This is a genomic window from Rodentibacter genomosp. 1 (assembly GCF_001999285.1).
GTDB lineage: Bacteria > Pseudomonadota > Gammaproteobacteria > Enterobacterales > Pasteurellaceae > Rodentibacter.
In genome coordinates this window covers 1-11,904 of record NZ_MLHN01000041.1, presented here as the reverse complement: position 1 = coordinate 11,904, position 11,904 = coordinate 1, and the positions used below count along the sequence as shown (strand labels likewise).

The window sequence follows — 11,904 nt, the reverse complement described above, 5'->3', positions numbered from 1 at the left end:
AATCGGCAATCAGTGAAAATATCCGCATTGAAACGCAAACACCGGAAAATCTGACCGCACTTTCAAGAGACACCCAAAATGCCAACGAACAAGTCAATAAACAAGACTTGAAGAAGGTGCAAGAGCAGCAAGAAATGGCGAAAGTGATAGGTGAAATCTCAAACAACGCCATTCAAATTGCTACCTATGAAGAGCGGGAGAAAATAAACAAACTCAGCCTTGAGAAATTTAAAGCGGAAGAGAAATACGGAAAAGACAGTTCTCAAGCCCAACAACTTGGAAAAGACATCAACCAAATCCAAGAGAATATCGACCGCACTTACGGCATAGGCAGTGAAAAAGGGATGGCGATTCGAGCGGTGACGGCAGCGCTTCAAGCCGCGGCACAAAACGACAGCAATGGTGCAATAGTGGCACTTGCCTCGCCTTATCTCAACCAAAAAATCCACGAAATGACAGAAGGCGATACGGCAAAAGACAAGGCGACCAACCTGATAGCCCATGCTTTACTTTCAGCAGTAGAGTTCCAAGTCACAGGCAAAGACCCGTTGACCGGTGCAGTAGCGGGCGTGACGGGTGAAGTCACAGCAGAGATTATTGCTCAAAAACTTTACGAAAAATCGCCGAAGGAACTAACGGCAAGTGAGAAAGAAAACATCAGCACTTTAAGCCAATTAGCGGGCGGCTTGGCAGGCGCACTTACCGCTAAAGCGAACGGTACGACAGAGCAACAGGGCGGCTCATTCCTCACTGCTACGGCAGGGGCGGAGACGGCGAAAAGGGCGGTGGAGAATAATTATCTCTATAACGGCGAAGTGGATAGCCTAGTCAAAGAACTGGCGAAAGCAGAAAAAGAAGGTAAAGACACGAAACCGATTTTTGAAAAATATGCCAAGTTAAGCGAACGTAATCGCCGAGAAATGCTTGAAGAATGCGGAAATAATCCGGTGTGTTATTTACCGCATATGCAACTGATGAATACGGGTGATGAAGCAGCCTATGAGAATGTTTCAGGACTCAGATTAACTTCATACTTTAATGGTTTAAGTGATGAGCTGAAAGCGAAGATGAGTGATTTTGTGGAGCAAGAAAACGCCAAAACAAGAGCGGAATTACCACAAAGTTTGCACTATGGAACCTTGGCTTTAGGTGCGGCAGAGGCTGTCGGGCTTGGAGGAATAGCCTTAAAAGACAAGCTACCGAAGCTTTCTTTTTCAAGCAAAGATAAAAATTATCCTAAGACAGGTATGGATAATTATCAGCGTAAGAATGTGGGGGATAGTGACTATTCATTTACGTATAGAGGAGATTCTAGAACTCCTAAAGAGATCTTTAATCTAGGATTCTTTCCTAGGGGGAATAGTACAGATCTCTTATTACATGCTAGAGATAATACTTCTCCTCCAAGTAATTTTGTTAGTACTTCTATATCTCAAGGAGTTGCTATTAATTTTGCAACAAACTTTGGTTCTAGAAATGGATATGTATATGCAATTAAGCCCAATGGAGGTATTGATGTGAATAGGACATTAGGCTCTACAAGCCCTTACCCAAGTGAGCAAGAAATAGCTATACCATACGGCATAAATCCTAAAAATATTTTAGGTGTTACTCCTGTTGATAAAAATGGTAAGTTAGGTAATCACAGTATTTTAAATCGATAGTAAAGGTTGTAAGAATGGAAGAATTTTATAAGAAAGACTTATTTATAAAAGCATCTATAGATAATAAATCTATCAAAAATTTAAATGTTACTCTTGAAGAACAATTTGATCATAAATGTAAGCTTATAGTTCATCTTGAACATTTAGTTGTTATAACTAAAGATAATTTCTTTGAATGTTTATCTGAATTTAAATTTTGCTATCCTAACATAATTTTATTCTGTAAAGGATATAAGATTAATGTATATCCATCTAGAATGTTTATTCAAATGGGAATGGGATTAAAAGCATATGAAATGGAGTTAGGAGAACAAGCAACGTTTGATAATGTGGTTAGTTTATTTGATTATGAGGAACATGATTTAACTAGTTCAGTCGAATTACAAAAAGAATATTATTTTAAGTGGCTTAATTCTCTTTGTGGTAACTAGGTAGTGTAACCCTAAAAATAAATTTCCTAAACTTTCTTTAACCGCTATTACCAAATGGAAAACCTTATCCAAACTCAAATATGGAAAATTCTCATGCAGAAGTCGGTGCAATCCAACAAGCTTATGAGAGAGGTGGTACAAAGGGCAAAGACATGGTCATTCAAGTTCAAGGTAAGGATGTTTGTACCTACTGCCGTCAAGATATTGCCTTAGCGGCCGAGAAAGCTGGATTGAAGTCGGTAACTGTTTATGCAGTCAATCAAGATGGTATTCCTGTTATTTACGATTGGAAAGTAGGTATGCCATCAATTAAGTTAAGGAAGGAATAAAATGAAGATGATTTTTTCATGTACTTTATATAAAGGAAAAGGTTTAAATAAAAAATACAATAATTTAATTTCGACACATAATCCAACAAAAGAAGATATTCTAAAAAATTTAGAGTTTTTAAGATGTTGTACTGGGTCAGCAAGATTATGTGTGGATCCAGAGCCTGAGCTTGGTCCTTCTGAATTATCAGTTCAATATGATGGAGAAAAGTATTTATTTACTTTACTTGAATATGTAGGAGCTAATGGAGAAATGATTATTCGGGGAAAAGCTAACTTTAACGGAGAATGGAAGTTAGTAGAATTTCTATCTGATGGGGAATTATATCCACCAGATGCAATAACAACAGATTTTGAATTTATTAAGAAAGTTTTTTTAGAGTTTTTAGAAACAGGAAATGTTTCTTATGACTTAATGGATAGGATCTATTAAAGGATTTTATGTAAATAGAGTGAAGCGAATGTAATCGTCAAAAAATAATAGATGAATATGGAAATAATCCAGTGTGTTATTTGCTGCATCTTCAAAACGAGAGATGAGGCATCCTATGAGAATTTTTCAGAGTTAAGATTAACTTCATACTTTAGTGGTGGAACGGTGTCGATAACCGGTCATCAAGGTGATGTTGATATTTTGGGCTCAAGCATTAATGCGAAGCGAGCCGAATTTAATGCGGCAAAAAACCTGAATGTGGAATCGGTGCAAGATACTTCTCGTAACCGTAGTGAAAATAAGAATAGCGGTTGGAGTTTGGGTGTATTCCTCGGTGCGAGTGGCAGCAGTTACGGCTTTGGCATAGAAGGCTCGACACAGGTAGGAAAAGGACATGAAAACAGCGACAGTATTACGCAGCGTAATAGTTATTTAAATGCTGAAGAAACGCTCATCAATACCGGTCAGGATGCTAACTTTAAAGGTGCCATATTCAATACAGGGCGTCTTGATGGAAGGATTCAAGGGAATCTAACTCTTGAAAGCCGCCAAGACAGCAACCGCTATGATTCCAAACAAGAGCAAGCGGGGGCAGGTTTTAGTGTAGCGATTTATGGCTCCGGCTCAAGTGCCTCAGCCCACTATGCTCAAAATAAAGCAAAAGTGAATTATGCCACAAGTGGTAGAACAAACGGGCTTTTATGTCGGGCAAGGTGGAATGAATGTAAAGGTTGAGGAAAACACACATCTCAACGGCACGGTGATGGAAAGCCGTGCAGAGGCATCAAAAAATCATTTTAAAACGCAATCGCTCAGCTATAGTGATATTGAGAATCACAGTGAAGTGGAGGTGAAAAGTGTCAGTGCCGGAATCTCAACGGATATGGGACAGAATGCCAAAAATGCGATGGGAGCGGTGGCAAGTTTGTTAGGGAATAAACAGGAAAGTGAGCATAGCCTGACGAAATCAGCCATCAGTGAAAACATTCATATTGAAACCGAAACCCCGGAAAATCTGACCGCCCTTTTGAGAGACACGGCAAATGCGAATCAAAAAGTAAAAGCCTTTGATTTAGAGGAAATCAGAGAGCGGCAAGAAGCGGCAAAAGTAGCCGGGGAGTTGTTCTCAAAAATCACGGGCGATGTGGCAAAAGCGTTTGATTTTGAAGATGGCAGTCAGGAAAAAATCCTGATGCATGGGATTGCGGGTGCTTTGGCGGCGAAAATGGGAGATGGAAATATTGCCACGGGTGCGGCGGCAGGCGCTAGTTCGGAATGGCTGAACAGTTATGTCGCAGATTACTTGAAAGCGCAAACCCAAGGACTGAACCTTGAGCCACAACAAAAAGAGAAATTAAGACAAGCGGCACAACAGGCAACGGCCTTAATGATAGGTGCGGTGGCGGGGGCAGTGACAGGCGGCTCAAGTGAAACGGTGAAGCAAGGCGCCTTGGCTTCTTACAATGCGGAGAGCTTTAATCGGCAGTTGCATCCTGATGAGATTCAATGGATAGAAGATAACGCCAAACGGTTTGCGAAAGAAGAAAGTGAACGTTTAGGTTATCAAGTGACGGAACAGGAAGCGAAGGAGCGACTCATCACACAAGCCGCACAGGAAGTTGATTTTGCGTGGTTAAAGAAAATAGGGAATACGGATAGCCAAGCGAAATCTTTCCTAAATAGTGCGACATCACAAGGTGATGTCCCTCCTTATGATAATCGCGGTACTTTCATTAATGAGAATGGAATACGCCAAACTATGTTTACAGCTAATAAGGACGAGTATTATTCAGCAGGCAAATACTCAGAAGCGTTAGCGAAATTTGATAAAGCAAATAACGGTGTTATTACGAAAACGCTACAACCTAAAGTGCAATATGACCTTTATGCAAAATCGCTTTCTGATGGTGTAGAAACCACAGTAAATGGTGCATTGTATACGTTTGATAATCCTAAAAAAGTATTGTCGCCAATTAATTTTGGTCTGGCGAATTGCTTAAAAGAGAATATGTGTATATCAGCTGGTTGGGGAATGTTGAAAGATTTATCCGGAGCGGTTAAACAATCGGGTGAAGATATTTTGGGGAGAAATTACAACCTTAAGGATGTTAATTACCTTTACGGTAAAAATATGGTCAATGAGATAGATACGATTGCAGCAGTGAGAGGCGGTTCAGCTTTGCTTGAGCTGGTTGGAGTAGGAAAAGCGGCGAGTTCCAGTGTTAAAGTAGCGAGTAAAGCTATAAGTGAAGCTGCAGAAAGGACAATTTTAGGATTACCTGATTTACAAACAGGCAGTGTAATTAAACCGAAGATTGGACTTGAAGAGTTAAGTAAGCCGTTACCGGAAGGTTATGAATATATCTCATTAAGTGAAATTAAAGGACCGAAGGGAGGAGCTTATCATTATGTAGGTGATGATGGAAAAGGTAATCCGATTTTCTTTAACAATAATAAGTTTGTGTCGTTTGAAGGAGGAACAAAACAAACCTTATCTAACACACCGGCAAAATTAGTTTTTAATGGAGAACGTTTAAATCCAAATTTACCGGAGCCTGTAGCTGGTTATGAGTATAAGCCACAACAAATTTCTAAGGGTAGAACAGATGTTTCGACTGCAAATAAAAACTCTCATATCAACGGCTATATTCATGAAATTAGACTTGCTAATGCTGTGGCAGAACGCCCAAATACCCAAGTGATTAAATGGGGTGACAGTTCGGGAAAACACGGTAGTGATATTATTTCGGTGAATACGAAGACAGGGGAGGTTGAGTTGTGGGATAGTAAATATCGTAGTAATTCAATTAAAGGGGAAAATTCTCCGACTTTTGAGAGAGAAAGTTCTAGACTGAAAGCTATTAAGGAGGCTCGCGAACAAATAGAGGGAGCTAATAATTTAAGCCCTCAGATCAAGAAACAAGCATTAAAGAATTTAGACGAAGGTAATTTTTCTACTTATACTGTTGGAAGTGGAAAAGTTAAAAACTCTGTTATTCAAAAATATTGCAATAAGACAAAATGTTAGGAGAGAAAGATGGTGGGCATTAAAGACAAAATTTTAAAAGTAAGAGAAACCAAAAGTGAAAATGGATTTGGTTTCTTTTATATACAGCGTACAGATGAAGATAAAAAATCTTTGACACTTGTAGGCAATGCAGGAGTAAATGATCTTGATTCTGTGATATATGGTTATAGTGTGGGTTTTGAATCACTCTATTCTCAGTTTTTACCGAGAATCATAGATTGGTTAAATGAAGGAATTTCAAATAAAGAATCTGCTGGTGAAGTAAACTTCCATCAATGTCTATTAACAAGTTCAATTGCTTTTGCATACTGGATAAATACTGGAAAGAATAATGTTTCACTTTGGAAAAATGCTGTGTATTGGCAAGAACAATGGAATCTTAATCTTGATTATTCAGTCCCGTTGGGAAAAGAAGAAAAAGAGGAGTTTGCAATAGATCTTTTACGTTACATTCAGGCGAAAGAATATGATAAAGCCATTAAGCATTATGAGTTTGTTACAAAAGGAAAATTATTCAAATTTTCGACTAGGTTAACCGGTTATAATCTTGCTTATGCCTACTGTTTGCATTTTTCAGAAGGTAAATATTCAGTGGACGAATTAGATAAAGCAGGAAAAGGGTTTCTCGAGAAACATTTACAGATGTTATATATTCAAGGACGCTCGGTTGAAATGCTTTACTGGCTGAAAACTATCTGCGATGCAAGGGAAAAAGAATACACACCGGAAGAAGTGATTTACACCTTTTATGAATTTGTAAAAGATGAAGATAAGCCTGATTTTGTGAAGGCGTTATTGAAACGTAAATAAAACTAAAGTGCGGTTGATTTTTAGAAAGTTTTAAAACTATTTAAAAATCAACCGCACTTTTTTGTTTTATAAAATTATTAAGTGGGCTGAATGTAAAGGTTGAGGAAAACACACATATCAACGGTGCGGTGATGGAAAGCCGTGCAGAGGCATCAAAAAATCATTTTAAAACGCAATCGCTCAGCTATAGTGATATTGAGAATCACAGTGAAGTGGAGGTGAAAAGTGTCAGTGCCGGAATCTCAACGGATATGGGACAGAATGCCAAAAATGCGATGGGAGCGGTGGCAAGTTTGTTAGGGAATAAACAGGAAAGTGAGCATAGCCTGACGAAATCAGCCATCAGTGAAAACATTCATATTGAAACCGAAACCCCGGAAAATCTGACCGCCCTTTTGAGAGACACGGCAAATGCGAATCAAAAAGTAAAAGCCTTTGATTTAGAGGAAATCAGAGAGCGGCAAGAAGCGGCAAAAGTAGCCGGGGAGTTGTTCTCAAAAATCACGGGCGATGTGGCAAAAGCGTTTGATTTTGAAGATGGCAGTCAGGAAAAAATCCTGATGCATGCGGTTGCAGGGGCATTGGCAGCGAAAATGGGTGATGGAAATGTAGCGACAGGTGCAGTGGCGGGTGCATCTTCAGAGTGGTTGAACAGCTATGTGACAGATTATCTGAAAGAACAGACTAAAGCGCTGAATCTCGAGCCACAACAAAAGGAGAAATTAAGAGAGGCGGCACAACAGGCAACGGCGCTGATGATAGGTGCAATGGCGGGAGCGGTGACAGGTGGCTCAAGTGATGCGGTGAAGCAAGGCGCATTGGCTTCTTACAATGCGGAGAGCTTTAATCGGCAGTTGCATCAAAATGAAAAGGAACGCATCAAAATTCTGGCTAATGGCGATGAAGAAAAAGAACGCCGCTTAGAAATTGCGGCTTGTGCATTGGTGCATTGTCCTGCACAGATACCCTCAGACTCGCCTGATTATGCAGAGATTTATGAAAAAGCGAGAGCGTTAGAATTGTTGGGTAATACAGCGGAATACGCACAAGAAAGAGCATTATTAAAAAGTCAAACCGAAACATTGTTCGATCCTTGGGGAGCAGGAATCAAGAATAAACTCTTTGTCTATAACGAGAGTTATAAAGCACTTGATCAAGCTACAAGAATTGACTCCAAATATGGTGTGACAACACGAGCAGGAGGAGGTGTTCAGGCAATAGGAGGGGTAAGTGCGGTTGCATTTGGAACAGGGCTTTGTGAAACCGGTATTGGCTGTGCCGCAGGTATACCTGTTGTTGCCTATGGAGCAGATCATGCATATACGGGAGCAAAAGCGATGGTGACGGGTAAGCCTCAGTATACGATGGGTGGTCAGTTACTTAGTCAAATGACAGGATTGACCCCCGAGTTAGCTAATTTGGCTTACGATTTGCCTAACTTGTATGCAGGAGCTAAGCCACTATTGGGTGCTATGGCGAGGGTTGGGAATCAGGTTGTAGCAGAAGGAGCAAAAATGGCATCAGAAACAGGATATGTGGCTAGAGAAATAGGTAAAGATATTGTGAGTGGCTATAGCGCAATACCTAAACCTTATAAAGTAGTCTTTGGTATAGAGGCGACAATAAATACAGTAGCTGAGAGTATTCCTTATGCGACAGGGAAAAAGGAAATTAATAGTAATAATCTTTTACAGAGCGGAGGAAAAGTTCTTGTTGATTCGACCTATTCAGCGGCCACATTTAAGGCCAATGATGGAGTGGGATTTGGTTTGGATGTTACGAAAGGATTGATTGAAGGGAAATCTGTAGGAGATGCAGTAAGGGATTCTGGAACATCAGTTTGGCTTTCTAAAAATTTTGGAATGTTTATAAAAGATGAAAGAATTAAAAGGCTTCTATCTTCAAGTACAAATAAAGTATTAGAGAATATTAATAATACTTCAGAAGAATTAAACAAGGACAAAAAATGAGAGTGAGTAAGGTTCTTAGAATAATCATAGCATCGATTCTATCTTTTTATTTTATATATTTTACTCTTATTATTCGAGAGGTGATTGATCCTGGTTTAAATCATTTTTTCTATAATCTTATAATATGGGGAGGCTTTTTATGTTTTTCTGCTATCTTGATTTCTTACTATTCTTCAGAGATTTATGGTAAAGATAAAAAAATTAGTGGAAAAAATTTAAAACATTTAAGAGGAAAGGGATATAATTTAAAAAAAGGATCGTATAAGGGATATAGAAATAAATATAAATGATCTTGTTAGAGTATTTATATTTTATCTGTTAGATTTATTCATTTTACTCAATAATGAGGATAAATAGTAGTGAGAAAAGTAGTGATTGTTTTTTTAAAGCTTTTTTTCCTCAATTATTATGAATTTTTTACTGTTTATAGCGATGTATTTTAGAGGATATCCTCCGGTAATTTCGTTTGCTACAAAGTACATTTTCCCTTTTTTCTTTTTTCCATGATATTGACTATATCGTGTGAGGTATATTTAGAAACGGAAGAAAAGATAATTGATAGTAAGAAAGGTAAGAAAAACCGGTATTGGCTGTGCCGCAGGTGTACCTGTTGTTGCCTATGGAGCAGATCATGCTTATACGGGAGCAAAAGCGATGGTGACGGGCAAGCCTCAGTATACGATGGGTGGTCAGTTACTTAGTCAAATGACAGGATTGACACCTGAGTTAGCTAATTTGTCTTACGATTTGCCTAACTTGTATGCAGGAGCTAAGCCACTACTGGGCGCAACGGCGAAGGTTGGGAATCAAGTTGTTGCGGAAGGGGCAAAAATAGCATCAGAAACAGGACATGTGGCGAGAGAATTATCGAAAGATGTGAAAGAAGGAATAGCCGTTGTGAAGAATGCTTCGGATAAGGCTTATTTACAAGCTCAGTATGGTTATGTTGATTTAATTGATATAGGCGTTAATGGCGCAAGAAACTATGTGCGTAACTCAATAAAATCAATGGGTGAACAACCTGTGGGAACGGTATTAAAAGGTGCTGCAACCTCAGCAAGTGTTAAGGCTGGGTTTGAGGCATATGATTATGCAACCGGAAAAGCACTAACGGTTGAGAATCTAAAAAATTCAGGTGTAAATGTCGCTTATTCAGGCGCTTTAGCTGCTGCAACTGCAGGAATGCCGATAATCCCGAGTATTGGTATGAGCATTATTTCGGATAGAAATAAAGATAATGGAGTTTATGATGTTAATAAAGTTGTTGGTGGCTCTGTAGTTGGGGCTATAATTGAAGAAAAGTTTGGTGGTAAGTTATTATCCCCTGTTTTAAGAGAAATTGGAGTGAATTCTTTTGAAAAAATTTATGAAAAATTGAATTCAGGAGATAGTAATGAATAAAAATGAATTTTGCTTAATACTTAAACTTTCTTTAGTTGTTATGGGTGGGGGGCTTTTATACTCTTTATCAAAATTTAATTTTGATTTAAGTAAAATTAATATCTTTAAGGTATTGGATTTATTTCCTTTTATTTTTTTTGCTATTATGTTTTGCTTTTATCTTAATAAGATGATGAAGGATAAGTAGATATGGGTTAAGGGATTAATTATAAATGGATATGAGAAATATTTGACCATGAATATGAGGAAGGTAATGAATCTAAATGAGTTTTTTAAAATCGTTAAAGGTTCTTTTATGTCTGCTCTGTATTCAGCATATAAATTTGATTTTAACAAAGTTAAAGTTTTATTTTTATTAAAAACGTTATTAAAATTTTACCCTATTTCATTTTTTTGGGTATTGATTGGTTTTTATGTAAGTAAGGCTTTAAGAAATACTAACTGAGATATAGATGTTAAACTATTAACGACTGAGAATTTAAGAGTATCAGTAATAGATTTTCTTTATTCAGTAGGTTTAGCGGTTACGGTTGATTGGGTTAATAGTGGAAAATATGATGTGCTTAAAACAACTGGGGGAAATGTAGTTGGTTCGGTTATTGATGAAAAGGGAGGTAGTGGGTTATTAAGAGAGGTAGGTGTAAATATATTTAATAAGGGATATGACACTATAAGGGAAAGATAATAATGAAAAAATAATTTTATTAGAGCTATAAAAGTTTCCATTATACTTATTCTTGTGGCAGCTTTATATTGGTAATATAAATTTGATTTTAATCAGATAAATATTCTAGGTCTTTTTAAACAGTGACTAGGATATTACCCTATCTCCTTTTTGAGAACACTGGCTGCTATTTGGTTGGATGGGTTTTTAAAAACTATTAAGTGAAAAATAGGATATGAATAAAATATATTAAAAATTACGCCACGGACAAACCGCATTGATATTGAGGGTGCGAAAGTGAAAGTGAAAGTGGAAGCAGGGAAAGACATCATCAACACCAGTGAGCGTCATGAATATCAACAATCGGGGTTAACGTTGGCGGTCAGCACACCGGTGACGGATATGGCCCAAGCGGCTTATCAGAGTGTAAAACGTAGTGAGGAAGTCAGTAACCCGAAACTGAAGGCCCTTTATGCGATGAAAGCGGCGGAAGAGATGGCGATGGCTGCCCAAAATGTGGGTAAAGTGACGGAAACCTTGGCTGCGTTAGGGTCAGGGGAAATGCAAGAGACGGGTACGACCTCTAATCCAAGTGTGAAAATCAGTGTTAGCTACGGCAACCAAAAACAAACCCAAAGTAGTGAAAGCCAAAGTATCAGCCATCAAAAATCAACATTGAGCACAGGCATATTAAGTGTGAAAGCCCGAGATGAAAAACTGACGTTTGAAGGGGTGGATGGGAATGCGAAAGTGATGGTTCTTTCGGGTAAACGTGGTATTGAGGTTAAAGGGGTGAAAGACGAAGAGCACCAACGCACGAAAAACCAATCGGTCGGAGGAAGTGTGGGTGTCTTTGTGGGGATGAACGGCAACAGCTACGGCTTTGGATTGGAAGGGTCGGTGAATGCAGCGAAAGGCAAATCGAACTCGGATAGCGAACGTTGGCAAAACAGCCGCCTAAATGCCGATAAACTCATCACGAATAGCGAAGAAGGAGGCTTAAGCCTTGAAGCGGCAAATATCAATACGAAACGTTGGGAGGCAGACCTTCAAAACTTGACGCTGACCAGCCGTCAAGACATAGAAAAATACGACTCGAAACAAGTGAGTGCGGGAGCAAGCGGTTCGATAGCCTATGGTTCGGGCGGCGGTGCATCGGTGAATGCGGCGTATA

The 11,904-nt window shown here is 38.7% G+C and carries 10 protein-coding genes and 1 pseudogene; all 11 read left to right on the top strand.

The window, feature by feature from the left end:
• Positions 1-1,664, top strand: a 1,664-nt coding sequence (locus tag BKK54_RS11445) for a scabin-related ADP-ribosyltransferase (protein ID WP_208605828.1), incomplete at its 5' end; no start/stop codon positions are given.
• A 14-nt stretch (positions 1,665-1,678) separates the two neighbouring features.
• A complete protein-coding gene (locus BKK54_RS11440; RefSeq protein WP_077543190.1) occupies positions 1,679-2,095 on the top strand; it encodes a hypothetical protein in 417 nt (138 codons plus the stop codon).
• Positions 2,096-2,160: 65 nt separating this feature from the next.
• Positions 2,161-2,424, top strand: a pseudogene (locus BKK54_RS11435) (cytidine deaminase-like fold-containing protein); the annotation flags it as partial.
• A 1-nt stretch (position 2,425) separates the two neighbouring features.
• Entirely contained in the window at positions 2,426-2,857 is a 432-nt protein-coding gene (locus BKK54_RS11430; protein WP_077543188.1) for a DUF6911 family protein, read from the top strand.
• Positions 2,858-3,022: 165 nt separating this feature from the next.
• Positions 3,023-3,592 (top strand): hemagglutinin repeat-containing protein, encoded by a 570-nt coding sequence (locus BKK54_RS11425; RefSeq protein ID WP_158074632.1) that lies wholly within the window; start codon positions 3,023-3,025, stop codon positions 3,590-3,592.
• Positions 3,528-5,885, top strand: coding sequence for a VENN motif pre-toxin domain-containing protein (locus BKK54_RS11420; RefSeq protein ID WP_143541469.1), 2,358 nt, complete (start codon positions 3,528-3,530; stop codon positions 5,883-5,885). Before BKK54_RS11425 ends, BKK54_RS11420 begins: the two co-directional genes overlap by 65 nt.
• A gap of 9 nt (positions 5,886-5,894) precedes the next feature.
• The gene (locus tag BKK54_RS11415; protein WP_077543185.1) at positions 5,895-6,695 is read left to right on the top strand and encodes a hypothetical protein; all 801 of its coding nucleotides are present in this window, start codon (positions 5,895-5,897) and stop codon (positions 6,693-6,695) included.
• Positions 6,696-6,826: 131 nt separating this feature from the next.
• Complete coding sequence (locus tag BKK54_RS11410) at positions 6,827-8,665, top strand: hypothetical protein (RefSeq protein ID WP_077543184.1); 1,839 nt, start codon at positions 6,827-6,829, stop codon at positions 8,663-8,665.
• A gap of 555 nt (positions 8,666-9,220) precedes the next feature.
• Positions 9,221-10,066 carry a hypothetical protein gene (locus tag BKK54_RS11400; RefSeq protein WP_077543182.1) on the top strand — a complete coding sequence of 282 codons (846 nt, stop codon included), beginning with the start codon at positions 9,221-9,223 and terminating at the stop codon, positions 10,064-10,066.
• The gene (locus BKK54_RS11395; RefSeq protein WP_077543181.1) at positions 10,059-10,253 is read left to right on the top strand and encodes a hypothetical protein; all 195 of its coding nucleotides are present in this window, start codon (positions 10,059-10,061) and stop codon (positions 10,251-10,253) included. The genes BKK54_RS11400 and BKK54_RS11395 overlap by 8 nt, the downstream gene beginning before the upstream one ends.
• 774 nt (positions 10,254-11,027) lie before the next feature.
• A partial coding sequence (locus BKK54_RS11385) for a hemagglutinin repeat-containing protein (protein WP_208605827.1) occupies positions 11,028-11,904 on the top strand: 877 nt, incomplete at its 3' end.

What these genes read in the sequence shown, in the direction of transcription:
- BKK54_RS11440 (WP_077543190.1), top strand. Translation starts at nt 1,679, where the DNA reads ATGGAAGAATTTTATAAGAAAGACTTATTTATAAAAGCATCTATAGAT.
- BKK54_RS11430 (WP_077543188.1), top strand. Translation starts at nt 2,426, where the DNA reads ATGAAGATGATTTTTTCATGTACTTTATATAAAGGAAAAGGTTTAAAT.
- BKK54_RS11420 (WP_143541469.1), top strand. Translation starts at nt 3,528, where the DNA reads ATGCCACAAGTGGTAGAACAAACGGGCTTTTATGTCGGGCAAGGTGGA.
- BKK54_RS11415 (WP_077543185.1), top strand. Translation starts at nt 5,895, where the DNA reads ATGGTGGGCATTAAAGACAAAATTTTAAAAGTAAGAGAAACCAAAAGT.
- BKK54_RS11410 (WP_077543184.1), top strand. Translation starts at nt 6,827, where the DNA reads ATGGAAAGCCGTGCAGAGGCATCAAAAAATCATTTTAAAACGCAATCG.
- BKK54_RS11395 (WP_077543181.1), top strand. Translation starts at nt 10,059, where the DNA reads ATGAATAAAAATGAATTTTGCTTAATACTTAAACTTTCTTTAGTTGTT.